Source organism: Xanthomonas sp. F10, from assembly GCF_014206815.1.
Classification (GTDB): Bacteria; Pseudomonadota; Gammaproteobacteria; order Xanthomonadales; family Xanthomonadaceae; genus Xanthomonas_A; species Xanthomonas_A indica.
In genome coordinates, this window is record NZ_JACHNP010000001.1 from 886,583 (window position 1) to 910,826 (window position 24,244).

At 69.4% G+C, this 24,244-nt stretch carries 17 protein-coding genes; 7 read left to right on the forward strand and 10 right to left on the reverse strand.

Translation table 11 applies throughout. The features are described 5' to 3' along the window. Positions 1-90 precede the first annotated feature (90 nt). Positions 91-1,752 carry a DNA repair protein RecN gene (recN, locus tag FHR56_RS03975; RefSeq protein WP_160946030.1) on the reverse strand — a complete coding sequence of 554 codons (1,662 nt, stop codon included), beginning with the start codon at positions 1,750-1,752 and terminating at the stop codon, positions 91-93. 111 nt (positions 1,753-1,863) lie between these two features. Here recN and hrcA point away from each other — a divergent pair, with 111 nt between their 5' ends. From hrcA to FHR56_RS04005, 6 genes are all read left to right on the forward strand, one after another. Continuing rightward, on the forward strand, positions 1,864-2,922 hold the full coding sequence (hrcA, locus tag FHR56_RS03980) for a heat-inducible transcriptional repressor HrcA (protein WP_160946031.1): 1,059 nt from the start codon (positions 1,864-1,866) through the stop codon (positions 2,920-2,922). Between the two features lie 143 nt (positions 2,923-3,065). After that, on the forward strand, positions 3,066-3,587 hold the full coding sequence (grpE, locus tag FHR56_RS03985; protein WP_019796579.1) for a nucleotide exchange factor GrpE: 522 nt from the start codon (positions 3,066-3,068) through the stop codon (positions 3,585-3,587). A gap of 145 nt (positions 3,588-3,732) precedes the next feature. After that, entirely contained in the window at positions 3,733-5,658 is a 1,926-nt protein-coding gene (gene dnaK, locus FHR56_RS03990) for a molecular chaperone DnaK (RefSeq protein WP_019796580.1), read from the forward strand. 159 nt (positions 5,659-5,817) lie between these two features. After that, entirely contained in the window at positions 5,818-6,951 is a 1,134-nt protein-coding gene (gene dnaJ, locus FHR56_RS03995; protein ID WP_160946032.1) for a molecular chaperone DnaJ, read from the forward strand. A gap of 443 nt (positions 6,952-7,394) precedes the next feature. Beyond that, the gene (gene pdxY / locus FHR56_RS04000) at positions 7,395-8,315 is read left to right on the forward strand and encodes a pyridoxal kinase (protein ID WP_160946033.1); all 921 of its coding nucleotides are present in this window, start codon (positions 7,395-7,397) and stop codon (positions 8,313-8,315) included. Beyond that, positions 8,312-9,424 carry a prephenate dehydrogenase gene (locus FHR56_RS04005; protein WP_160946034.1) on the forward strand — a complete coding sequence of 371 codons (1,113 nt, stop codon included), beginning with the start codon at positions 8,312-8,314 and terminating at the stop codon, positions 9,422-9,424. The genes pdxY and FHR56_RS04005 overlap by 4 nt, the downstream gene beginning before the upstream one ends. A gap of 327 nt (positions 9,425-9,751) precedes the next feature. Here FHR56_RS04005 and FHR56_RS04010 read toward each other — a convergent pair whose 3' ends face one another. The 5 genes from FHR56_RS04010 to FHR56_RS04030 all read right to left on the reverse strand — a co-directional run bounded on the left by FHR56_RS04010 (position 9,752) and on the right by FHR56_RS04030 (position 14,195). Next, positions 9,752-9,964, reverse strand: a complete 213-nt coding sequence (locus FHR56_RS04010; protein ID WP_010344257.1) for a hypothetical protein — start codon at positions 9,962-9,964, stop codon at positions 9,752-9,754. 118 nt (positions 9,965-10,082) lie between these two features. Next, positions 10,083-11,849, reverse strand: coding sequence for an ABC transporter transmembrane domain-containing protein (locus FHR56_RS04015; protein ID WP_184502407.1), 1,767 nt, complete (start codon positions 11,847-11,849; stop codon positions 10,083-10,085). Further along, positions 11,846-12,439 (reverse strand): YigZ family protein, encoded by a 594-nt coding sequence (locus tag FHR56_RS04020; RefSeq protein ID WP_184502408.1) that lies wholly within the window; start codon positions 12,437-12,439, stop codon positions 11,846-11,848. Before FHR56_RS04020 ends, FHR56_RS04015 begins: the two co-directional genes overlap by 4 nt. Positions 12,440-12,501: 62 nt before the next feature. Beyond that, positions 12,502-13,644, reverse strand: coding sequence for a hypothetical protein (locus FHR56_RS04025; RefSeq protein ID WP_184502409.1), 1,143 nt, complete (start codon positions 13,642-13,644; stop codon positions 12,502-12,504). After that, positions 13,641-14,195 carry an RNA polymerase sigma factor gene (locus tag FHR56_RS04030; RefSeq protein ID WP_160946038.1) on the reverse strand — a complete coding sequence of 185 codons (555 nt, stop codon included), beginning with the start codon at positions 14,193-14,195 and terminating at the stop codon, positions 13,641-13,643. Before FHR56_RS04030 ends, FHR56_RS04025 begins: the two co-directional genes overlap by 4 nt. 217 nt (positions 14,196-14,412) lie before the next feature. Here FHR56_RS04030 and FHR56_RS04035 point away from each other — a divergent pair, with 217 nt between their 5' ends. Further along, on the forward strand, positions 14,413-17,298 hold the full coding sequence (locus tag FHR56_RS04035) for an EAL domain-containing protein (RefSeq protein WP_184502410.1): 2,886 nt from the start codon (positions 14,413-14,415) through the stop codon (positions 17,296-17,298). A gap of 432 nt (positions 17,299-17,730) precedes the next feature. Here FHR56_RS04035 and FHR56_RS04040 read toward each other — a convergent pair whose 3' ends face one another. The 4 genes from FHR56_RS04040 to FHR56_RS04055 form a co-directional block, all read right to left on the reverse strand. After that, positions 17,731-18,324 (reverse strand): TIGR00730 family Rossman fold protein, encoded by a 594-nt coding sequence (locus FHR56_RS04040; protein ID WP_160946040.1) that lies wholly within the window; start codon positions 18,322-18,324, stop codon positions 17,731-17,733. Between the two features lie 219 nt (positions 18,325-18,543). Continuing rightward, a complete protein-coding gene (gene lpdA / locus FHR56_RS04045) occupies positions 18,544-19,986 on the reverse strand; it encodes a dihydrolipoyl dehydrogenase (protein ID WP_160946041.1) in 1,443 nt (480 codons plus the stop codon). A gap of 112 nt (positions 19,987-20,098) precedes the next feature. Beyond that, a complete protein-coding gene (gene sucB / locus FHR56_RS04050) occupies positions 20,099-21,313 on the reverse strand; it encodes a dihydrolipoyllysine-residue succinyltransferase (RefSeq protein ID WP_160946042.1) in 1,215 nt (404 codons plus the stop codon). Positions 21,314-21,360: 47 nt separating this feature from the next. Continuing rightward, a complete protein-coding gene (locus FHR56_RS04055; RefSeq protein ID WP_160946043.1) occupies positions 21,361-24,186 on the reverse strand; it encodes a 2-oxoglutarate dehydrogenase E1 component in 2,826 nt (941 codons plus the stop codon). Positions 24,187-24,244 lie beyond the last annotated feature (58 nt).

Here is a 24,244-nt window from a genome sequence, read left to right on the forward strand (position 1 = left end):
GGCTGGGGCTGTGCCGCTTTGTGATCCGATCCAGATCGCCCATGTGGGGCAGTTTGGCCCAGCGGTGCAGCCGCGTGCGATGGCCGCCGCTCAGCCGGCGCTGAGCAGCAGCCGCTTGGCCGCGGCGCGGGCTTCCTTGCTGACCTCGACGCCGCCCAGCATCCGCGCCAGTTCTTCCTCGCGCTGGCGCGGGGCCAGCAGTTCCACCGAGCTCTGGGTCATGCCCTCGACCGGTGCCTTGCTGACCCGGTAGTGGGCGTGGCCCTGGGCGGCGACCTGCGGCAGGTGGGTCACGCACAGCACCTGGCGCTGCTCGCCGAGCGCGCGCAACTTCTTGCCGACGATGTCGGCGACGGCGCCGCCGATGCCCGAGTCCACTTCGTCGAAGACCATGGTCGGCACCGCGTCCAGGCCCAGCGCGGCGACCTCGATCGCCAGCGAGATGCGCGACAGTTCGCCGCCGGAGGCGACCTTGCGTAGGGCGCGGGGCGGCTGCCCGGCATTGGCGGCGACCAGGAACTCGACCCGCTCGGCGCCAGCCGGGTCCGGCCGTTCGGTGTCGTGCGGCTCGAGCTGGATCAGGAAGCGGCCGCCGCCCATGCCCAGTTCGCCGATCAGGGCGGTGGTATCGCGCGACAGCGCCTGCGCGCCGCGGTCGCGGGTGGCGGTCAGGGCGGCCGCGGCGTCGCGCCAGGCCTGGGTGGCCTGGGCGATCTCGGCGTCGAGCACGTCCAGCCGCTCGCCGGCGCCGCGCAGGCTCTCCACCTCGGCCAACAGGGCGTCGCGGTGCCCGGCCAGCGCGTCCACGCCGATCCGGTGCTTGCGGGCCAGGTCGTGCAGGCGGCCGAGCTTGCGTTCCATGTCCTCGAACTGCGCCGGGTCGGCGTCCAGGTCGTCGCGGACCCGGTCGATCAGCGCCAGCGCTTCCTCCAGCTGGATGCCGGCGCTGTCGATCAGCGCCTGCACCTCGGCCAGGCGCGGGTCGTACTCGCCGACCTTGCCGAGTTCGTGGCGGGTCTGCTGCAACAGGTCCAGCACCGCCGGCGCCTCGTCGCCGTTGAGCCGCTGCGCCGCGCCCTCGCAGGCACCGATCAGCGCGGCGGCGTGGGCCTGGCGGCGATGGTTGGCGTCCAGGGAAGCGATCGCCGCCGGGTCCAGGTCCTCGCGCTGCAGTTCGGCCAACTGATGCTGCAGGAAGCCGATGCGGTCGCTGACATCGCCCTGCGCCAGCAGGGCCTCGCGCTCGCTGAGCAGGCCCTGCCAGCGGGCCGCGGCGGCGCGCACCGCGGCGCGTTCGGCCTCGTTGCGGGCATAGGCGTCCAGCAGGCCGAGCTGGCTGCCGCGCGAGAGCAGGGCCTGGTGTTCGTGCTGGCCGTGGATCTCGACCAGGTGGCCGGCCAGTTCGGCCAGTTGCGACAGGGTCACCGGGCGCCCGTTGATCCAGGCGCGGGAGCCGCCGTCGGCGCGGATCACCCGGCGCAGCTGGCACTGGTCCTCGTCGTCGAGTTCGTTCTCGCGCAGCCAGGCGCGGGCCTGGGCGGGGGCGACGAACTCGGCCGACAGTTCGGCGCGGTCGGCGCCGTGGCGGACCACGCCGCTGTCGGCGCGCAGCCCGGACAGGAAGCCGAGCGCGTCCACCATCAGCGACTTGCCGGCGCCGGTTTCGCCGGACACCACGGTCATGCCGGGGCCGAATTCCAGTTCGGTGCCGCGTACGACGGCGAAATCCTTGATCGAGAGATGTCTGAGCATGGGGTCTGCATCCGGAGCCGCGCAACGCTAGCATGCGCGGGTAGGTGGGCCAATGACTTGCCAAGCCGGCGTGCAGACATTATCTAAGGACCAGTCTCACGGGTTGATTCCATGCGCGCTTCCCCGGTCCATTCCAGCCTCGATCCGCGTGCCCGGCAGCTGCTGCGCACGCTGATCTCGCGCTACATCCGCGACGGCGAGCCGGTCGGCTCGCAGACCCTGGCCCGGCACGCCGGGCTGGACGTGAGCCCGGCGACGATCCGCAACATCCTGGCCGACCTGGAGGACGCCGGGCTGCTCAGCTCGCCGCACACCTCGGCCGGGCGCGTGCCCACCGCCACCGGCTACCGGGTGTTCGTCGACAGCCTGGTGCAGATGCGCCCACCGGCCGAGGGCGAGGTGGCGCGGTTGCGCGCGGAGATGGCCAATGCCGCCGGCACCCAGGCGCTGCTCGGCAGCGCCTCGGAACTGCTGTCGGCCATGACCCACTTCGTCGGCGTGGTCAGCGCGCCCAAGCGCGAGCAGTTCGCGTTCCGGCACATCGACTTCGTGCCGCTGGACGCGCGGCGGGTGCTGGCGATCCTGGTGTTCGCCGACAACGAGGTGCAGAACCGGGTGATCGAGCCGCGCAAGGCCTACGAGCCGGCCGAGCTGGAGCGGGTGGCCAACTATCTGAACCGGCATTTCGCCGGGCGTGCGCTGGCCGACATCCGCGCCAGCCTGCTGCGCGACCTGCGCCATGCGCGCGACGAGATGGAGCAACTGCTGGCGCACAGCGTCGAGCTGGCCGAGCAGGCGCTGGCCCCGGCCGGCGACGACATGGTGCTGGCCGGGCAGACCAAGCTGATGGGCGTGCAGGACCTCTCGGACCTGGAGCGGTTGCGCGAACTGTTCGAGGTCTTCGCCAGCAAGCGCGAGATCCTGCAACTGCTCGAGCGCACCATCCGCGCGCCCGGCGTGCGCATCTTCATCGGCGAGGAGACCGGCATGGTGCCGCTGGAGAGCGTGTCGCTGGTGACCGCCCCGTACATGGCCGGCGGCCAGGTCTTGGGCGTGCTGGGCGTGATCGGTCCCAAGCGCATGGACTACGACCGGGTCATCCCGCTGGTGCAGACCGCCGCCGATGTCCTGGGCGCCCGCCTGGACCCGTCCCCGCCCGGCGACCGCTAGGGCGCCGCAGCGCTATTCGCCCGCCGGCCGTCCACGCAAATCCCCACTCCCGACTCCCCCATCCCCTGATTCACTTGAATCCGCCGGCGCCGCCCACATAGGTGGTCCGGTAAGGCGGGACGCACCCCGCCAGGGACACGGACATGACGCAAGAGCACCCCGAATTCGATTCCGAACACCTGACCGAGGCGCAGCAGCCCTCGACCGATCCGCTGCAGGCGGAAGTGGAGACGCTGCGCAGCGAACTGGCCCTGGTCAAGGCCGACGCCCTGCGCGAGCGGGCCGACCTGGAGAACCAGCGCAAGCGCATCGCCCGCGACGTGGAGCAGGCGCGCAAGTTCGCCAACGAACGCCTGCTCGGCGATTTGTTGCCGGTGTTCGACAGTCTGGACGCGGGGTTGACCGCCGCCGGCAGCGAGCCCAGCCCGCTGCGCGATGGCCTGGAACTGACCTACAAGCAGTTGCTCAAGGTCGCCGCCGACAACGGCCTGACCCTGCTCGACCCGACCGGCGAGCCGTTCAACCCGGAGCATCACCAGGCGATCAGCCAGGCCGAGGCCGAAGGCGTTCCCCCGGGTCACGTGATCCAGGTGTTCCAGAAGGGCTACCTGCTCAACGAGCGCCTGCTGCGGCCCGCGCTGGTGGTGGTGGCCAAGCACGACTGAGCGCGCCGGCCGCCCGCGCCTGAACCCGGCGCGGCGGCCGTGGAACGCTAATTTGCGGCGATGGCTTGAATGACCTGCAGCCATCCCTATATCCGAACCAGATCCCGGCACTGGCCGGCTACACGACCTTTCAGGAGTCATTGCAATGGGCAAGATCATCGGCATCGACCTGGGCACGACCAATTCGTGCGTGGCGATCATGGACGGCGGCAAGGCCCGCGTCATCGAGAATTCCGAGGGTGACCGCACCACGCCTTCGATCGTCGCCTACACCAAGGATGGCGAAGTACTGGTGGGCGCCTCGGCCAAGCGCCAGGCCGTCACCAACCCCAAGAACACCTTCTACGCGGTCAAGCGCCTGATCGGCCGCAAGTTCACCGACGCCGAAGTGCAGAAGGACATCGGCCTGGTGCCGTACAGCATCGTCCAGCACGACAACGGCGACGCCTGGGTGGCCACCGCCGACGGGCGCAAGCTGGCCTCGCAGGAAATCTCCGCGCAGGTGCTGGAGAAGATGAAGAAGACCGCCGAGGCGTTCCTGGGCGAGACCGTCACCGAGGCGGTCATCACCGTGCCGGCGTACTTCAACGACAGCCAGCGCCAGGCGACCAAGGACGCCGGCCGCATCGCCGGGCTGGACGTCAAGCGCATCATCAACGAGCCGACCGCCGCGGCGCTGGCCTACGGCCTGGACAAGGGCCAGGGCGGCGACCGCAAGATCGCGGTGTACGACCTGGGCGGCGGCACCTTCGATGTGTCGATCATCGAGATCGCCAACGTCGACGGCGAGAAGCAGTTCGAAGTGCTGGCCACCAACGGCGACACTTTCCTGGGCGGTGAAGACTTCGACAAGCGCGTCATCGACTACCTCGTCGAAGAATTCAACAAGGACCAGGGCATCGACCTGCGCAAGGATCCGCTGGCGCTGCAACGCCTGAAGGACGCCGCCGAGCGCGCCAAGATCGAGCTGTCGTCCTCGCAGCAGACCGAAGTCAACCTGCCGTACGTCACCGCCGACGCGTCGGGCCCGAAGCACCTCAACATCAAGCTGACCCGGGCCAAGCTCGAGGCGCTGGTGGAGGACCTGGTCAAGCGCACCATCGATCCGTGCCGCACCGCGCTGAACGACGCCGGCCTGCGCGCCAGCGACATCACCGAGGTGATCCTGGTCGGTGGCCAGACCCGCATGCCGAAGGTGCAGCAGGCGGTGGCCGAGTTCTTCGGCAAGGAGCCGCGCAAGGACGTCAACCCCGACGAGGCCGTGGCGCTGGGCGCCGCGATCCAGGGCGGCGTGCTGGCCGGCGACGTCAAGGACGTGCTGCTGCTCGACGTGACTCCGCTGAGCCTGGGCATCGAGACCCTGGGCGGCGTGTTCACCAAGATCATCGAGAAGAACACCACCATCCCGACCAAGGCCTCGCAGGTGTTCTCCACCGCCGAGGACAACCAGTCGGCGGTGACCGTGCACGTGCTGCAGGGCGAGCGCGAGCAGGCCCGCTACAACAAGTCGCTGGCCAAGTTCGACCTGTCCGGCATCGAGCCGGCGCCGCGCGGCCTGCCGCAGGTGGAGGTGTCCTTCGACATCGACGCCAACGGCATCCTGCACGTGTCGGCCAAGGACAAGAAGACCAACAAGGAGCAGAAGGTCGAGATCAAGGCAGGTTCCGGCCTGTCGGACGACGAGATCCAGCGGATGGTCGCCGACGCGGAAGCCAACCGCGAGGAAGACAAGAAGTTCCACGAGCTGGTACAGGCGCGCAACCAGGCCGACGGCCTGATCCACGCCACCCGCAGCGCGATCACTGAGCACGGCAGCAAGGTCGGCGGCGACGTGATCGGCAAGGTCGAGTCGGCGCTGGCGGATCTGGAAACCGCGATGAAGGGCGACGACAAGGGCCAGATCGAGGCCAAGACCAAGGCGCTGGAAGAGGCCGGTCAGTCGCTGTACGCGGCCGCGGCAGCGGGCGAGCAGCAGCCGGGCGGCAACGCCGGCGGTGCGCATGCGTCCTCGGCCCCGTCCGACGACGTGGTGGACGCCGAGTTCACCGAAGTCAAGGACGACAAGAAGTAAGCCGGGATTGGGGATTGGGGATTGGAGATGCGCAAGGCGCGTTGCCTTGCGGTCTCCGCCCCCGATCCCTGTCCATCCAGTTTGCAAGAGCGGAAGAGCCGAGGCTCTCCGCTTTTGCATTGAACGAATCCCGACTCCCGAATCTCGAATCCCCGCCCCATGAGCAAACGCGACTATTACGAGGTGCTGGGTGTGGCCCGCACCGCCAGCGACGACGAGCTGAAGAAGGCCTATCGCCGTTGCGCGATGAAGTACCACCCGGACCGCAATCCCGGCGACCAAGCCGCCGAGGCCGCGTTCAAGGAATGCAAGGAAGCCTATGAGGTGCTCTCCGACGGCAATCGCCGGCGCATGTACGACGCGCACGGCCATGCCGCGTTCGAGCACGGCATGGGTGGGATGGGCGGCGGCCCTGGCGGTCCGGACATGGGCGACATCTTCGGCGACATCTTCGGCAACATCTTCGGTGGTGCCGGTGGTGGTGGTGGACGTGCGCCGCGGCGTGGTGCCGATATCGGCTACGTGCTGGAGCTGGACCTGGAAGAAGCGGTGGCCGGCATCGAGCGCCGCATCGAGATTCCGACGCTGAGCGAATGCGAGCACTGCCACGGCAGCGGCTCGGAGGACGGCAAGGTCGAGACCTGCGTCACCTGCCACGGGCGCGGCCAGGTGCGTATCCAGCGCGGCATCTTCGCCATGCAGCAGACCTGTCCGCATTGCGCCGGCCGCGGCCAGATCGTGCAGAACCCGTGCGGCGTCTGCCACGGCGCCGGGCGTGTGGAAGAGACCAAGGTGCTGTCGGTGAAGATTCCCGCCGGCGTCGACAACGGCGACCGCATCCGCCTGTCGGGTGAGGGCGAGGCCGGTCCGGCCGGTACGCCGCCAGGCGATCTGTATGTGGAAGTGCGGGTGCGCGAGCATCCGATCTTCCAACGCGACGGCGACGATCTGCATTGCGAGGTGCCGATCCGCATCTCGCAGGCGGCGCTGGGCGACACCGTGCGCGTGGCCACTCTCGGCGGCGAGGCGGAAATCCGCATTCCGGCCGAAACCCAGACCGGCAAGCTGTTCCGCCTGCGCGGCAAGGGCGTGCGCTCGGTGCGCAGCCGCAGCGAGGGCGACCTGTATTGCCGGGTGGTGGTGGAGACGCCGATCAACCTCACCGCCGACCAGCGCAAGCTGCTGGAGCAGTTCGAGTCCACCTTCACCGGCGAGGACGCGCGCAAGCATTCGCCGAAGTCGGCGACCTTCATCGATGGGGTGAAGGGGTTCTGGGATCGGATGACGTCGTAAGGCCGGGATTGGGGATTCGGGATGACCGGTCTGCGGCTGTTGGAAGCCCGGATTGGGAATCCGGGATTCGGGATGACCAGCCCGGGGCTGTTGAAACCGGGGGTCGGGATTTTCCCAGCGTTTCTGGCCGCTGCCAGGCTTTTTGTGGGAGGGGCTTCAGCCCCGACGCTTACTGTCAGACGCGTCGCGGCTGAAGCCGCTCCTACAGCGGACCGTGTTGCTGGAATGTTTCGCCCGCTGCGTGCAGCGAAGGTATCAAGGTTTGCGATTCCGGATGCGTGGCCGTTTTTTCGCATCCTGACTCCCTGTTGTGTAGGAGCGGCTTCAGCCGCGACGCTTTCTCGTCGGAGCGCCGCAGCTGAGGCCGTTGTTGCTGAAAGCCCCCGCAACACCGCGCATGCACGCGCCGCTGAGCGTCCTTGCGCCGGCGCTACACTACGGCGATGAACGCTTCCGCCGACAGCAACGCCGCAAATCATCTCATCCATGGCCGCCGCCAACGGCCCGACGGGCCGGTGCCGGTCGACGTCATCTCCGTGCAGTCGCAGCTCGTCTACGGCCACGCCGGCAATAGCGCGGCGGTGCCGCCGATGCGCGCGCTGGGCCTGCGCGTGGCCGAGATCCCTACGACGTTGCTGAGCAATGCGCCGTTCTACGCCACGTTGCGCGGCAAGGTGCTGCCCTCGGACTGGTTCGCCGACCTGCTGCTCGGCGCCAGCGAACGCGGCCTGCCGCAACGCGCGCGCATGCTGGTGTCCGGCTACTTCGGCAGCGTCGGCAACGGCGCCGCCTTCGCCGACTGGCTCGACGCCACGCTGCCGCAGTGCCCGACGCTGCGCTACTGCCTGGACCCGGTGATCGGCGATACGCATACCGGTCCTTACGTGGAACCAGGCCTGGAAGCGATCTTCGCCGAGCGCCTGTTGCCGCATGCGTGGCTGGTGACGCCGAACGCCTTCGAACTCGGCCGCCTGACCGGCATGCCGGCGCTGGCCCAGGACGAGGCGATCGCCGCCGCGCGCGTGTTGCTGGCGCGCGGCCCGGAGTGGGTGCTCGCCCACAGTGTCGGCGGCGATGCCGGGCAACTGGTGACGCTGGCGGTGAGCCGCGAGGCGGTCTACCGCTGGTGCTCGCCATTGCTGCCGGTGGACGTGGCCGGCACCGGCGATGTGCTGATGGCGCTGCTGGTGGCCTTCCTGCTGCGTGGCGACAGCTTCGAGGCGGCGATCGGCCGCGCCATCGCCGGCGTGCATGCGGCGCTGGAGGCGACCCTGGCGGCGGACGTGGAAGAGCTGGACGTGCTGGCGGCGGCGCCGGCCGCGCTGGCCACGCCGCTGCGCTTCGTCGCCGAGCGCCTGGCGTGAGCCTGCGCCCGGTCGTCGGCATCGTCGGCAGCGCCGGCGCCTACGGCCGCTGGCTGAGCCGCTTCTTCCGCGAGCGCATGCAGTTGGAGGTGGTCGGCCATGATCCGGCCGACCCGCAGTCGCTGGCGCCGGAGGCACTGCTGCAGCAGGCGCAGGTGCTGATCTTCTCCGCCCCGATCCGGCACACGCCGGCGTTGATCGGCGCGTACGTGCAGCGCGCCGGCGGCCGCGAGCGCGGCCAGTTGTGGCTGGACGTCACCTCGGTCAAGGCCGAGCCGGTGGCGGCGATGCTAGCCTCGCAGGCGGAGGTGGCCGGCCTGCACCCGATGACCGCGCCGCCGAAGTCGCCGACGCTCAAGGGCCGCGTGCTGGTGGTGTGCGAAGCGCGGGTGACGCAGTGGCAGCCCTGGCTGCAGCAGCTGTACGCGGCGCTGGAAGGCGAGTGCGTGCGCACCACGCCCGAGCACCACGACCGGGTGATGGCGCTGGTACAGGCGATGGTCCACGCCACCCATCTGGCCCAGGCCGGAGTGCTGCGCGAGCATGCGCCGGCACTGGGGCCGCTGCAGGCCCTGCTGCCGTACCGCTCGGCCTCTTTCGAGTTGGACACAGCGATCATCGCGCGCATCCTGGCCCTGAATCCGGCCATCTACGAAGACATCCAGTTCGGCAATCCGCATGTCGGCGACGTGCTCGATGGGCTGATCGCACAACTGTCGCGGCTGCGTGCGCAGGTCGGCCGTGGCGACGATGCGGCGCGCGCGCAGTTCCGCGCCGAGTTCCTCGACGCCAACCGGCAGGCGCTGGGCGAGGCGGCGATCGCCCAGGGCAACTACAGCTACGAGCGGGTGGGTTACCTGCTGGCCGATCTGACCGAGCAGTCCACCCTCAGCGTGTATCTGCCGGAAGACCGCGCCGGCTCGCTGCGCGCGCTGTTGCACGTGTTCGAGCGCCACGGCGTCAACCTGGCCTCGATCCATTCCTCGCGCACGCAGGCGGGCGAGCTGCATTTCCGGCTCGGCTTCGATCCGGCCAGCGATGCTGCAGCGGTGCGTGCCGCGGCGGCGGAAATCGATGCCAGCGGGATCGGGCGGGTGCTGGCGGGTTGAGTGGCGCGGCGCTTGCCGATTGCGTGGTTTCTCGGGTTCGTGGTCGCGGCTGCAGCCGCTCCTACCCAAGCATAAAGACCCTTGCAGGAGCGGCTTCAGCCGCGACCGTACAGCCTTAAACCCCAAGGGATCACCCGACGGACAACCACCGCAATTCATCCACAGCGCATGTGGATGGTCGCTGCACAAACATGTGGATAACCGTTGGCGCGCCTTGCGTGGCAAGCCTGTCAAGAGGTGTGGCGAAAAATTGACCAGCCCGCCGCCAGCGCGCCGAACGCCAGCGGAGGTGACGGTGCCGAGCTGCGAGACTCGGCCTTCGTGTCGCTAGACCGCAGTCAAGGTCAACTCGCCGCCGGTGGTGACGAATTGCTGGCCCCTGCGGATCAGCTTGCGGCCGTCGGCCAGTTCGTAGCGCAATCCGCTGTCCGCGTGCGGATCGTGCTGCGCCTGCTGCTGGCGCGGCGCATCGTCCTGGAACTCGGTGATCAGATAGGCCTCGCCGTCGGGACCGAGGGCAGGCAATTGGCGAAAGGACATCGGGAGCCTCCTGTCGAACGCTGCATCGAATGCGGGACGCCGGCACGGCAGCCGCGACATGCGCGGCCCGCGGCAGACGCGGATCGACCGTAGTCCCGCCGCCGTTAGCGCGGCGTGCTCAGTCGATGAACTGCAGGCGAGCGAGTTCGGCGTACAGCCCCCCCTGCGCCAGCAGCTCGGCGTGGGTGCCCTGGGCGACGATGCGGCCGTGGTCCATCACCACGATGCGGTCGGCCTTGAGCACGGTGGCCAGGCGGTGCGCGATCACCAGGGTGGTGCGCCCGGCCATCAGCCGCTCCAGCGCCTGCTGCACGGCGTTTTCGCTCTGCGCGTCCAGGGCGCTGGTGGCCTCGTCCAGCAGCAGGATCGGAGCGTCCTTGAGCAGGGCGCGGGCGATGGCGATGCGCTGCTGCTGGCCGCCGGACAGGCGCGCGCCGCGCTCGCCCAGTTCGCTGGCGTAGCCGTCGGGCAGCTGGCGCAGGAATGCGTCGGCTTCGGCGGCGCGCGCCGCAGCCTCGACCTCGGCCTCGCTGGCCTCGAGCCGGCCGTAACGGATGTTGTCGGCGGCGCTGGCGGCGAACAGGGTCGGGTGCTGCGGCACCAGTCCGATCGCTGAGCGCAGCTGCGACGGGTCGAGCGTGCGCAGGTCCAGGCCATCCACCTGCACGCTGCCGGACTGCGGATCGTGGAAGCGCATCAGCAGCGCCAGCACCGTGCTCTTGCCGGCGCCGGAGGGACCGACCAGGGCCACGCTCTCGCCGGGCCGCACATGCAGGTCGAAGCCGTCCAGCGCCGGGTGATCGGGGCGCTGCGGGTAGCGGAAGCTGACGTGGTCGAAACGCACCTCGCCGCGCAACGGCTGCGGCAATGCACGCGGCTGCGCCGGCGCGACCACCTCGGGACGTTCCTGGAACAGCTCGGCGATACGGCCCATGCCGCCGGCCGCGCGCTGCAGATCGTTCCAGACCTCGGCCAGCGAAGCGACCGAGCCGCCGCCGAACATCGCGTACAGCACGAACTGGCCGAGCGCGCCGGCGCTGAGTTCGCCGGCAGCGACCTCGTGCGCGCCGGACCACAGCACCAGCACGATGGCGCCGAAGATCAGCACGATGGCCGCGGCGGTGATCAGCGCCTGCGCGCCGACCCGGCGCCGCGCCACCGCCACGGTCTGCGCCAGCGCCTCGCCGAAGCGGCCGCGTTCGTAGCCTTCGCGCGCATATGCCTGCACCGTGCGCACCGCGCCCAGGGTCTCGGCCGCCAGGGTGTTGGCGTCGGCGACGCGGTCCTGGCTGGCGCGCGAGATCTTCTGCAGGCGGCGCGCACCGAGCACGATCGGCAGCACCGCCAGCGGGATGCCGAGCAGGGTGTAGGCGGCCAGGTGCGGGCTGGTCACGCACAGCATCACCACGCTGCCGATCGCGGTGACCGTGCTGCGCAGGGCCACCGACATGGTGCTGCCGATGACCCCGCGCAGCAGTTCGCTGTCGGCGGACAGGCGCGAGACCAGTTCGCCGCTGCGGTTGCGGTCGTGGAAACCGGCATGCAGGCCGATCAGATGCGTATACAGACGTTCGCGCAGGTCGGCGACGACTTTCTCGCCAAGCAGGGACACGAAGTAGAAGCGCGTGGCGGTGGCCACCGCCAGCACCACCGCGACCGCGAACAGCAGGGCGAAGGACTGGTTGATGCGGCTGCTGTCGCTGAAACCGTGGTCGATCATCTGCCGCACCGCCACCGGCAGGCTCAACGTGGCGCTGGAGGAGATCGCCAGCGCCACCAGCCAGGCGATCAGCAGGCCGCGACGGCGACGCACGAACGGCCACAGGGTGCGCAGGCTGCCGAGTCTGCGCAGCGACTTGGCCTGGTCGGCCGGCGGGGTGTTCATGCGGGGGCGGGTTCCGAACAGCGGACCCGATTGCGAGTGGCGTCGCGCAGGCGGGTTTTCAAGGCGTCGACGCGATCGCGGGGCAGGCGCAGCTGCAGTTCGGCGCCGCCGGCATCGAAGCGTTCATCGAGTTTCTCCGCGGCACAGGCGCTCAGCGCGGCATGCACCGCGCCTAGATCGTCGAAGCCGCAGTGCAGGGTCAACAGGCTCAACGCGAGCAGCGGTTGCCGTGGCGCCAGGCGCAGGCATTCGGCCGCGGTCCCGCCGTAGGCGCGGACCAGGCCGCCGGCGCCGAGCTTGATGCCGCCGTACCAGCGCGTGACCACCACCACCACGCGATCGAAGCCCTGGCCGTCGATCGCCGCCAGGATCGGGCGGCCGGCGGTGCCGGCGGGTTCGCCGTCGTCGCTGGAGCGGTACTCGTCGCCGTGGCGATACGCCCAGCAATTGTGGGTGGCGTCGGCCACCGCGACCTGCTGCACGAACGCCAGTGCCGCGCCGGCGTCGGCGATCGGCGCAGCGTGGGCCACGAAGCGGCTGTGCTTGATCTCCACGCTGTGGCTGACGGGGTGCGGGAGCGTATCGGGCATCGGCGGCAATTGTAGACGAGGCACGCCCCCGGCCTGCCGCGCAGGCGCCGGCATCGCGCGGCTCAGTCGTGCAGCAGCGTGCGCAGGTCTGCGGGCACCGCGCGGTGCGGGTGGGTGCGCTGGAAGCGCAGCAGGCTGGCGCGGGCGGCGCCCAGGTCGCCGCTGTCGCGGCGCTCGCGGATCCGCTGCAGCCAGCGCTGCGGGGGCAGTTGCGCGTCGGCATCCGCTGCGGCCTCCACGGCGGCTTCCACGGCGCCGGCAGCGGGCGGGGACTGCGGCGATGCGGTAGCCGGATCGGCGGTCGACGTCGAAGGACGCAGCGAGAGCGCCTTCGACGACTCGCCCGCGGCGGCCTGCGCGCGTGTGGGGGCCGCCAACGTGGCCTGGCGGGCGGTGTCGGTGGGGGCGCTGCGCGGCAAGGCGTCCTGCGTCGTCGCCGCGCGCGCCGGCGCGCGCAAGGCCATCGCGGCCGGTGCGGCCTGCTGCTCGGCGGCGGGCGCGTTGCTGTCGGCCACGATGGGCGGCGGTGGCGGGGCTGGCGGCGCGGCGGGCGCCATCAGCGTCGGTGGCATGGGAGGGGCCAGGCGCTTTGCGGGCGCCGGTCTGCGCGCCTGTGCCTCCGGCGTGCGCTCCGCCAGCGGCGCGGCAGGCGCCTGCGCTGCCATGCGCGCCGAAGCCGCAGGCGCGGGCGCTGCGGTCTCGGAGGTTGTTGGCGCGGCGGCCGCCTGGGCCGGCTCCGCGGAGGAGGGGGCCGGCGATGCGGCGGGCGCAGGCGCGGCGTCGGGAGCGGGAGCGACTGCCGGGGCAGGCGCCACCGCCGGTGCGGGTGCCGGTGCCGAGGGCACCGGTGGGCGTGCGCGCCAGGCGATGCCGGCCACCAGCACCAGCGAGGCGGCCAGGCCGAGCCAGGTCGGCCAGCGCGATCGCGACGCGGCTGGAGCGGGGCGCGCTGCGGGGGCGTGGGCCGTCGCCTTTCCGGCAGGCGCGGGTGGCGGCACCGGCAGCGACGTGGCGGCTTGCGCCCGCGCCCGCTCCGCGGCGCTGCTGGGGTAGTCCGCGATCTCGGTGGCACCCGGCGCGACCGCCGCGCGCGCGGCGGCCAGGATCGCCGCATCCAGCGCCGGCGGCGGCAGCGCCTGCCGGCCCTGGCGCAGGCGTTCGGCGAGCGCGCGCTCTTCCGGGGTCAGCGGTTCGTCGGCGCTCATCCGCCCAGCCTCGCGCGCAGTTTGTCCATCGCATAGCGCAGCCGCGACTTGACCGTTTCGCGGCCGACGCCGGTAATCTGCCCGATCTCGTCCAGGCTCAATTCCTGCTCCAGGCGCAGCAGCAGCACGTCGCGTTGCTCCTCGGGAAGCGCATCCAGGGCCAGCTGCAGCTGGCGCCGTTGTTCGAAGGCGGACAACTGCCGCTCCGGGGTGTCGGGGTCCTGCACGCGGGCGGTGCGCAGGTCGGCGTCGGCCGGCGCCGGCGGACGATGCTTGGCCGCGCGCCAGTGGTCGCCGAGCCGATTGTGGGCGATGCGCAGCAGCCAGGTGGTGAATGCGGCCTGCGGCTGCCAGTCCAGGCGCGCGGCGATGACACGCTGCCACACGTCCTGGAACAGTTCTTCGGCCAGTGCCCGATCGCGCAGCTGTCGCAGCAGGTACTGGTACAGGCGTCCGCGGTGGCGCAGGTACAAGGTCTCGAACGCGCGCGCGTCGCCGGCCGCGTAGGCCAGCATCAGGGCTTCGTCGCTCGCTTCGACCGGGGCGTCCACGGCGGCAAGCCTAAGCGTTCGCCGGGCCGGCGCATAGTCGGGAGGCGGGGGCCCGGAGGAGGGCGGCGAGGGCGGAAGTTCGGACAACATGGGGAGACAAACGCCCATCTCGCCACTTCGGGGTCGAGCCGGCGTCGATCGGCGCATGCAACGGGTATGCTGATGGTGAAGGGCGAGCGTGGAGCAGTTCCGGGGGGCCCTGCAGGAGTTGTCGTCGATGCTGTTCAATTCGTCCACCACCGTCCGCGAAGACCCAGCCGGCGGCCATGCCCCCGCGCGCACGGCGCAGGCCTTGTGCGGCCTGCTGCCGCCCGGCAGCGCCGTGGCGCTCGGCTGCGGCGACGGCGTGGTCGGGCGCCTGCAGGGCGCCAGCGCACAGGCGCCGGCCTGGCTGCAGGCGCTGGTCGCCGAGGCGCTGGCCGGCACCGCGCCGCTGCCGTCGACGGTGCCGGCGCTGCTGCACGTGCACCGCACCGCCGAAGGCGCCTGCGTGGCGATCGGCGCGGAAGTGGCGCAGCCCCTGGACGCCGCGCAACGCGCGGCCTGGTGCGACGCCGCGGTCGCGTTCGGCCTCAACCTGCTCGACACCGAGCGCATGCGCGCACGCATCGAGGGCCTGGAAAAATCCAAGCAGCTGCAGCAGGCGCTGTACGAGATCGCCGACCTGGCCGGCGCCGATCTGGAAATGAGCCAGATGCTGCAGCGCGTGCACGCCGTGCTGGAATCGCTGATGTACGCGGAGAACTGCTACATCGTCGAGTACGACGAAGACCAGCAGAGCATGCGCTTCCTGTACTTCTCCGACCGCCACGACGACTTCGTCGCCGATCCGGAGCGGACCTACTTCCTGCACGACATGCCGCACAGCCTGACCTTCGCCCTGCTGCGCCACGGCCGTGCGGTGCGCGGGCCGTCGGAGCAGGTGCGCGAGCGCCTGAAGGTGGGCGACAACATCGGCCACGGCCCGGAGAGCCGCGACTGGCTGGGCGTGCCGATGCTGCGCGAGGGCCGCGTGTGCGGCGCCATCGTGGTGCAGAACTACGACTATGCGCTGCGCTACACCGATGCCGACCGCGCGCTGCTGGCCTACGTGGCGCAGCACGTGCAGACCGCGATGGACCGACGTCATGCGCAGGTGCAGCTGGAGCGGCGGGTGGACCTGCGCACCCAGGAGCTGCAGCGCGCCAACTGCGACCTGCAGGACGAGATCCAGGAGCGCAAGCGCGCCGAGATGCTGCAACTGGCGCTGTTCCGCATCGCCGAGCTGGCGATCCGCTCGGAGAGCCTGCAACAGTTCTACACCGAGGTACATGCCATCGTCGGCGGGCTGATCGACGCACGCAATCTGTACATCGCCCTGCTGTCCGACGACGACACGATGCTGGAGTTCGTGTATTCGGTGGACGAGTTCACCCCGTACCGGCCGCAACGGCGCCGCGGCCGCGGGCTGACCGAGTACGTGATGCGGGTACGGCGTCCGCAGCTGCTCGAACTGTCCGACATCGACGCCTTGCTGGCGCAGGGCGAGGTGCAGGAGTACGGCCAGCGCCCCTACAGCTGGCTGGGCGCGCCGCTGTTCGACGAGGGCGAGGTGATCGGCGCGATCGTGGTGCAGAGCTACGTCGCCAAGGTGCGTTTCACCGAGCACGACCAGCGCCTGCTCACCTTCGTCGCGCACAACATCGGCAGCGGCCTGGCGCGGCAGCGTGCGCAGGAACGGCTGCGGTTGGCGCACGCGGAGCTGGAGCAGCGCGTGGACGAGCGCACCCGCGAGCTGGCCGAGGTCAACGAGCAACTGCTGGCGCAGATCGCCGAACGCTGGCGCGCCGAGCAGCGGCTGACCCATCAGGCGCTGCACGATGCGCTGACCGGGTTGCCGAACCGCTCGCATCTGCTGGACCGGCTCAGCGAGGCGATCGCCCGTGCCCGCGGCGGCGGCAAGACCTTCGCCGTGCTGTTCCTGGATCTGGACCGGTTCAAGCTGGTCAACGACAGCATCGGCCACGCCGCAGGCGACGAGATGCTGGTGCAGGTGGCCAAGCGCATCGTCTCCACGATCCGCGGCCAGGACGTGGTGGCGCGCCTGGGCGGCGACGAGTTCGCGGTGCTGACGCCATCCGAGCACGGCCTGGACGGCGCGCGCGAACTGGCGCGGCGCCTGCTGCACGTGCTCGGCCAGCCGATGTGGGTGGCCGGCCGCGAACTGTTCCCGTCCGGCAGCCTGGGCATCGCCGCCTGGCATCCGCGCTACCACAACGGTGAGGAGATGCTGCGCGACGCGGATGCGGCCATGTACCGGGCCAAGGCGCAGACCCAGGACCGCTGCGTGGTGTTCGACGAGGCCATGCGCGAGGCGGCGCTGCGCAGCCTCGATCTGGAGGCGGACCTGCGCCGCGCGATCAACAACCGCGACTTCGAGCCGTTCTACCAGCCGATCGTGCGCCTGCACGACGGCGAGGTGATCGGCCACGAGGCGCTGTTGCGCTGGCGCCACGAGAGCCGCGGGCTGCTGGTGCCTAGCCAGTTCATCGACCTGGGCGAAGAGAGCGGCCTGATCGAGCAGGTGGACTGGCTGCTGTACGCGCAGGTGATCCGGCGCCTGGCGCAGAGCGAGGGTGGCTACGTCTCGGTCAACGTCTCGCCGCGGCACTTCCGCTCGCCGGATTTCACCGAGCGGCTGTTCGGTCTGATCGACACCGCGGGCGCCGATCCGCGCCGCCTGCGCGTGGAGATCACCGAAGTGGCGCTGCTCGACGACGCGCCGCGCACCCTGGCCATCCTGCAGGCGCTGCGCGAGCGCGGCGTGCTGGCGCAACTGGACGACTTCGGTACCGGGTTCTCGGCGCTGTCCTACCTGCACCGCTTCCCGATCTCGGTGCTGAAGATCGACCAGAGCTTCGTCGCCGGCCTGCAGGACGAGGGCGGCACCGGCAGCCACGCGCTGGTGCGCGGCATCCTCGCCCTGGCCAGCACGTTGGGCATCGAGACGGTGGGCGAAGGCATCGAGACCGAGCAGCAACTGGCAACCCTGCGCGAGCTGGGCTGTGACTACGGGCAGGGCTATCTGCTGGGGCGCCCGGCCGCCGCGCCGCAACAGCTTTAGGCGATCGAATGCAGAGCGCGTCGCCATGCGCGTGGCGCTTGCTGCCGAGGCGATGTGTTTCGTCTCGGCGCGACACGTTGCGGCGATTCCGGTCGGTCCGTACCTCAGTCATTCCCACAGGCTGGAGCGACTGGAGGGCACCTGCTCTGGCCACACGCAATCCAGATGCGCTTGTCCCGTAGGAGCGGCTTCAGCCGCGACAGGGCGTTACCGGGAACGCCCGTCGCGGCTGAAGCCGCTCCTACGAGACGCTTCCTGTCGTTGTGTGCGGTGACCGAAGCGGTCGCCACGCGCCATGAACTCGCGGTCCGTCAGGCGCCTCATCGCAACGCGTTGCTTTGCTTTTCGTCGATCCGCGCCGCAGGAGCAGTGGGGCGCCGAAGTCTGTAACGCGTTGCCATGCGTCAAACCCTTGCCGCCGATCAGCTGCGCTTAGCGCAATGCATTGCGCCGCTTTTCATCGATCCACTTCGACGCCTGCGCCGGCGTGTAGTCCCGCATCCAGCCCAGCATCGTCTCGATGTCGCTGCCGTACCACAGGTCGGCGCGCTGGTCCGGGTGCAGGAAGCGCTCCTCGACCATGCGATCGATCATGCCGATCAGCGGCGCGTAGAAGCCTTCCACGTCGAGGAAGGCGCAGGGCTTGTTGCCGATGCCAAGCTGGCGCCAGGTCAGCATCTCGAAGATCTCCTCCATGGTGCCGAAGCCGCCGGGCAGGGCGACGAAGGCGTCGGAGAGGTCGAACATGCGCGACTTGCGCTCATGCATCGAGCCGACGATCTCCAGTTCGGTGAGGCCGCGGTGCGCCACTTCCCAGTCGGCCAGTTGCTTGGGAATCACCCCGGTGACCTCGCCGCCGGCGGCAAGCACCGCATTGGCCACGGTGCCCATCAGGCCGACATTGCCGCCGCCATAGACCAGGCGCAGCCCCTGCTCGGCGATGCGCGTGCCCAGCGCGGTGGCGCGTTCGACGTAGGCGGGCTTGTTGCCGGCATTGGAGCCGCAGTAGACGCAGATGCTTTTCATGGGATTCGGGAGTCGGGATTGGGGATTCGTAAAAGCAGTGGGTTTATCGGTCCGCCGATGATGCCGGAGCGGCGATGTGTCATCGCTTGATCGGCTTCATGCGTGGGGCGATCCGCAAAGCACAACGCCGGGCATGTGCCCGGCGCTGCGCGATTGAAGGATGGGGTAGGAAGAGGGCTGCTGTTGCGAATCCCCACTCCCGAATCCCCAATCCCAGCCTCAATTGGCCTTGTGGATCGCCCGCTTGCTCACCGCCATGGCCGCGTCGTGGATCGCTTCGGACAGGGTGGGGTGGGCGTGGCAGATGCGCGCCAGGTCGTCGGCCGAGCCGTTGAACTCCATGGTCAGCACGCCTTCGTGGACCAGTTCGGAGACGCCGACGCCAACCAGGTGCATGCCCAGCACGCGGTCGGTCTCGGCGTGGGCGATGACCTTGACGAAGCCCGCCGGCTCGCCCATCGCCACCGCACGGCCGATCGCCGCGAACGGGAAGCTGCCGGCCTTGTACGGCACGCCCTCGGCCTTGAGCTGCTGCTCGGTCTTGCCGACCCAGGCGATTTCCGGCTCGGTGTAGATGACCCACGGGATGGTGTCGAAGTTGACGTGGCCGGGCAGGCCGGCGATCAGTTCGGCGACCGCGATGCCCTCCTCGAAGCCCTTGTGCGCCAGCATCGGCCCGCGCACGCAGTCGCCGATCGCCCACACGCCGTCGACGCCGGTGTGGCAGTGCGCATCCACCTCGATTTGGCCGCGTTCGTTGACCTTGACCCCGGTGCCTTCGGCCAGCAGGCCCTTGGTGGCGGCGCGACGGCCGACGGCCACCAACAGCTTGTCCACGTTGAGGGTCTTCTCGCCTTCGCCATCGCTATAGGTGACGACGACTTCCTGCTTCTTGCCCTTGCCGGTGACCTCGGTCTTGGACACCTTGGCGCCGAGCTTGATGTCCAGGCCCTGCTTCTTGAATTCCTTCAAGGCGGTCTTGGCTACTTCGGCATCGGCCAGGGCCAGGAAGTCCGGCAGCGCTTCGAGGATGGTGACCTCGGCGCCCAGGCGCTTCCACACGCTGCCCAGTTCCAGGCCGATCACGCCGGCGCCGATCACCGCAAGACGCTTCGGCACTTCGGTGAAGTCCAGCGCACCGACGTTGTCGACGATGGTCTCGCCGTCGAACTTGGCGAACGGCAGTTCGATCGAATCCGAGCCGGCGGCCAGGATCACGTTGGTGCCCTTCAGCTCGACTTCGCTGCCGTCGTGCTGCTTGACCTTGACCACGTTGCCCGGCTGCAGTTCGCCGAAGCCGTAGTACGGGGTGATCTTGTTCGCCTTGAACAGCATCGCGATGCCGCCGGTGAACTGCTTGACGATCTTGTCCTTGCGCCCGACCATCGCCGCGACGTCGATCTTGGCATCCTTGAAGCTGATGCCGTGCTCGCCGAACAGGTGGCCCATGTTCCAGAACTGGCGCGAGGAATCCAGCAGCGCCTTGGACGGGATGCAGCCCACGCGCAGGCAGGTGCCGCCGAGCGCCGGCTTGCCGTCCTTGCCCAGCGCCGCGTCGATGCACGCGGTCTTCAGGCCCAGCTGGGCGGCGCGGATGGCCGCGTGATAGCCGGCAGGACCGGCACCGATGACGACGACGTCGTATTGCTGTTGTTCGCTCATTTCATTCGCTCACGGGATTCGGGATTGGAGATTCGGGATTCGCAAAAGCAGGAGGGGCTCAGGACGGGGACGCTGTGACCAATCCCCAATCCCGAATCCCCAATCCCGGCTCTTACAGACCGAACAGCATCCGGCCCGGGTTTTCCAGCTGGTTCTTGATGTCGACCAGGAACTGCACCGAGTCCTTGCCGTCGATGATGCGGTGGTCGTAGGACAGCGCCAGGTACATCATCGGGGCGATCACGACCTGGCCGTTCTCGGCGATCGGACGCTCCTTGATCGCGTGCATGCCCAGGATCGCGCTCTGCGGCGGGTTGATGATCGGGGTCGACAGCAGCGAGCCGAAGGTGCCGCCGTTGGTCACGGTGAAGGTGCCGCCCTGCAGTTCTTCCAGGCTCAGCTTGCCGTCGCGCGCCTTCTTGGCGTAGTCGGCGATGCCCTGCTCGATGTCGGCGAAGGACTGCCGCTCGACGTTGCGCAGCACCGGCGTGACCAGGCCCTTGTCGGTGGACACGGCGATGGAGATGTCGCTGTAGCCGTGATAGATGATGTCGTCGCCGTCGATCGAGGCGTTGACCAGCGGGAAGCGCTGCAGCGCGTTGGCCGCGGCCTTGACGAAGAAGCTCATGAAACCGAGCTTGATGCCGTGGGCCTTCTGGAACTCGTCCTGCAGTTCCTTGCGCGCGGCCGAAACCTTGGCCAGGTTGACCTCGTTGAAGGTGGTCAGCATCGCGGTCGAGTTCTTCGACTGCATCAGGCGCTCGGCGATGCGCTTGCGCACGCGGGTCATCGGCACGCGCTCTTCCGGACGCGCACCGCTGGCCTTGCCGGCGCCGCCGTGCTTGGCGTAGTTGAGGATGTCTTCCTTGGTCACCGCGCCGCGCCGGCCGGTGCCCTCGACCTGCGACGGATCCACGCCTTCGGTGATGGCGCTGAAGCGCGCGCCCGGCGGCAGGCTGGAGACGTCACCGGCGGCCTTCGGCGCCTCGGCCTTGGCAGCCTTCGGCGCTTCCGCGGCGGCGGCCTTGGGCGCTTCGGCCTTCGGGGCCTCGGCGACCTTGGCCTCGGCCGGCGCCGCAGCGGCGGCCGCGCCTTCCTCGATGATCGCCAGGATCTGCGAGCTGGTTACGGTGGCGCCGGTCTCGAACTTGATCTCCTTCAGTACGCCGTCGACGGGCGAGGGCACTTCCAGCACGACCTTGTCGGTCTCCAGGTCCACCAGGTTCTCGTCGCGCTTGACCGCCTCGCCGGCCTTCTTGTGCCAGCTGGCGATGGTGGCATCGGATACGGATTCGGGCAGTACCGGAACTTTGACTTCGGTGGCCATTGCAGGGGGCGTCCTAGTGGTGTCTTTTTTCGAAAGGGTGATGTGGTTTATTCAGCGACTTGGTCGTTGAACGGATTCAACAGCGCGTCGGCGACCAGCTTCAGCTGCTCTTCCACGTGCTCGGCGAAATGGCCGGCGGCGGGAGACGGCGAACGGGCGCGGCCGGCGTAGTGCAGGCTCTGTCCGTCGGCCAGGCAGGCCTGCAGGTGGTGCTTGATCTGGTACCAGGCGCCCTGGTTCTGCGGCTCTTCCTGGCACCAGACCAGGTCGGTGGCATTGCCGTAGCGCTTCAGTTCGGCCGACAGCAGCTCGCGCGGGAACGGATACAGCTGCTCCACGCGCAGGATGGCGACGTCGTCCTGGCCGCGCTTGGTCTGGTCCTCGAGCAGGTCGTAGTAGACCTTGCCGGAGCAGGCGACCACGCGCTTGACCTTCTTCGGGTCGGCCTTGGCGTCCGGGATCAGGTGCTGGAACTCGCCATCGGCCAGTTCTTCCAGCGTCGACACCGCCAGCTTGTGGCGCAGCAGCGACTTGGGCGTCATCACCACCAGCGGCTTTCGCGTGGACATGCGCATCTGCCGACGGATCATGTGGAACGCCTGCGCCGGGGTGGTCGGCACGCAGACCAGCATGTTCTCCAGCGCGCACAGCTGCAGGAAGCGCTCCAGGCGCGCGGAGCTGTGCTCCGGACCCTGGCCTTCGTAGCCGTGCGGCAGGAACAGCGCCAGGCCGGAGATGCGGCCCCACTTGGCCTCGCCGGCGGCGATGAACTGGTCGATCACCACCTGCGCGCCGTTGGCGAAGTCGCCGAACTGCGCTTCCCAGATGCACAGCGCATTGGGATCGGTGGTGGAGTAGCCGTACTCGAAGCCCATCACCGCCTCCTCGCTGAGCAGCGAGTCGATCACGGTGGCGTCTTCCGGGTTCTCCACCAACTGCCGCAGCGGCAGGTAGTAGCTGTCGGTCTTCTGGTCGTGCAGGATCGCGTGGCGGTGGAAGAACGTGCCGCGGCCCGCGTCCTGGCCGACCAGGCGCAGCTTGTGGCCTTCGCCCAGCAGGGTGGCATAGGCCAGGTTTTCGGCGAAGCCCCAGTCGCCCGGCAGTTCGCCGGCGGCCATCTTCACCCGGTCCTCGTAGATCTTGGCCACGCGCGGGTGCAGCTCGACGCCGCCCGGGATGGTGGTGATGATCTTGGCCAATTGGTCCAGGGTCTTGCGCTTGACCGTGGTGTCGACCTTGTCCGAGAGCTTGCCCGACAGGTACTTGGACCAGTCGATGGCGAATTCGTCGGGCTTGCGGGTCGCCAGTTCGGTGGTGTACTCGCCCGAATCGAGCTTGTTGCGGTAGCCGTCGACCAGCGCCTGCGCCTCGCCGGCCTGCAGTACGCCTTCGCTTTCCAGCTGGGCGGCGTACAGCTCGCGGGTGGTCTTGTGCTTGCGGATGGTCTGGTACATCACCGGCTGGGTGGCCGCCGGCTCGTCGGCCTCGTTGTGGCCCCAGCGGCGGTAGCAGACCAGGTCGATGACCACGTCCTTGTTGAACTGCTGGCGGAAGTCGTAGGCCAGGTTGGCCACGAACGCCACCGCGTCCGGATCGTCGCCGTTCACATGGAACACCGGCGCGCCGATCATCTTGGCCACGTCGGTGCAGTACAGCGTGGAACGGGCGTCGTCGCGGGCGCTGGTGGTGAAGCCGATCTGGTTGTTGACCACGATGTGCACGGTGCCCCCGACCGCGAAGCCGCGCGCCTGCGACATCTGGAACAGCTCCATGACCACGCCCTGGCCGGCGAACGCAGCATCGCCGTGGATGATCACCGGCAGCACCGACTTGCGCGCGGCGTCGCCGTAGCGCTCCTGGCGCGAACGCACGCTGCCGACCACCACGGGGTCGACGATTTCCAGGTGCGAGGGGTTGAACGCGAGCGCCAGGTGCACCGACTTGCCGTCGGCTACCGCCACGTCGGCGGAGAAGCCCATGTGGTACTTCACGTCGCCGGTGTGGGCGCGGTCGTCGTGGGCGTGCTCGAACTTGCCTTCGAACTCGTCGAACAGCTTGCGCGGGTTCTTGCCCAGGGTGTTGACCAGCACGTTGAGGCGGCCGCGGTGGGCCATGCCGACCACGATGTCCTTGACCGCGTCGTTCCCGGCGCGCTGCACCAGCACGTCCATCATCGGGATCAGCGAGTCGCCGCCTTCCAGCGAGAAGCGCTTCTGGCCGACGTACTTGGTGTGCAGGTAGCGCTCCAGGCCCTCGGCGGCGGTGATCCGCTCCAGGGTACGGCGGCGGCTGGCGGCGTCGCCGGCGATGTTGCCGCCCGCGTTCTCCAGGCGCTGGTAGATCCACTGGCGCTGTTCGAACTCGGAGATGTGCATGAACTCGCTGCCGATCGACCCGGTGTAGGTCGCCTTCAGCCGCGCCAGCAGATCGCGCAGTTTCATCCGCGGCTGGCCGCCCAGGCCGCCGGTGCTGAACTCGCTGCCCAGATCGCTTTCCGACAGGCTGTGGAACGGCAGGCCCAGGTCCGGCGGGTTCACCGGCGGGGTCAGGCCCAGCGGATCCAGGCGCGCGCCGAGGTGGCCGCGCGAACGGTAGGCGGTGATCAGGCGGCCGACATGGCGCTCGCGCTCGTCGCCGCTCGGGCCGGTGCCGCTGTTGGCGGCCTGGCGCGCGGCGCTGGCGATGTGGGCGATGACCGCGGAGTGGGGGACGTCACCGGCATCGCGGCCCTGGAAGCCGTCGAAGTAGGTTTTCCACTTGGGATCGATGCTGTCGGGAGAGACCAGGTACTGTTCGTACAGGTCTTCGATATAGGCGGCATTGCCGCCGGCGAGTTGCGATGACTGCGCAAACTGCTTGAGTAGATTGTCCACGATGGTGGGGTGCGGTCGCTTTGTTGGGGTGGCTTGCGGTAGGAACCGGCGGACGCGT

What these genes read in the sequence shown, in the direction of transcription:
- dnaK (WP_019796580.1), top strand. Translation starts at nt 3,733, where the DNA reads ATGGGCAAGATCATCGGCATCGACCTGGGCACGACCAATTCGTGCGTG.
- dnaJ (WP_160946032.1), top strand. Translation starts at nt 5,818, where the DNA reads ATGAGCAAACGCGACTATTACGAGGTGCTGGGTGTGGCCCGCACCGCC.
- FHR56_RS04035 (WP_184502410.1), top strand. Translation starts at nt 14,413, where the DNA reads ATGCTGTTCAATTCGTCCACCACCGTCCGCGAAGACCCAGCCGGCGGC.
- recN (WP_160946030.1), bottom strand. Translation starts at nt 1,752, where the DNA reads ATGCTCAGACATCTCTCGATCAAGGATTTCGCCGTCGTACGCGGCACC.
- pdxY (WP_160946033.1), top strand. Translation starts at nt 7,395, where the DNA reads ATGAACGCTTCCGCCGACAGCAACGCCGCAAATCATCTCATCCATGGC.
- sucB (WP_160946042.1), bottom strand. Translation starts at nt 21,313, where the DNA reads ATGGCCACCGAAGTCAAAGTTCCGGTACTGCCCGAATCCGTATCCGAT.
- FHR56_RS04020 (WP_184502408.1), bottom strand. Translation starts at nt 12,439, where the DNA reads ATGCCCGATACGCTCCCGCACCCCGTCAGCCACAGCGTGGAGATCAAG.
- FHR56_RS04015 (WP_184502407.1), bottom strand. Translation starts at nt 11,849, where the DNA reads ATGAACACCCCGCCGGCCGACCAGGCCAAGTCGCTGCGCAGACTCGGC.
- FHR56_RS04025 (WP_184502409.1), bottom strand. Translation starts at nt 13,644, where the DNA reads ATGAGCGCCGACGAACCGCTGACCCCGGAAGAGCGCGCGCTCGCCGAA.
- grpE (WP_019796579.1), top strand. Translation starts at nt 3,066, where the DNA reads ATGACGCAAGAGCACCCCGAATTCGATTCCGAACACCTGACCGAGGCG.
- hrcA (WP_160946031.1), top strand. Translation starts at nt 1,864, where the DNA reads ATGCGCGCTTCCCCGGTCCATTCCAGCCTCGATCCGCGTGCCCGGCAG.
- FHR56_RS04010 (WP_010344257.1), bottom strand. Translation starts at nt 9,964, where the DNA reads ATGTCCTTTCGCCAATTGCCTGCCCTCGGTCCCGACGGCGAGGCCTAT.
- lpdA (WP_160946041.1), bottom strand. Translation starts at nt 19,986, where the DNA reads ATGAGCGAACAACAGCAATACGACGTCGTCGTCATCGGTGCCGGTCCT.
- FHR56_RS04040 (WP_160946040.1), bottom strand. Translation starts at nt 18,324, where the DNA reads ATGAAAAGCATCTGCGTCTACTGCGGCTCCAATGCCGGCAACAAGCCC.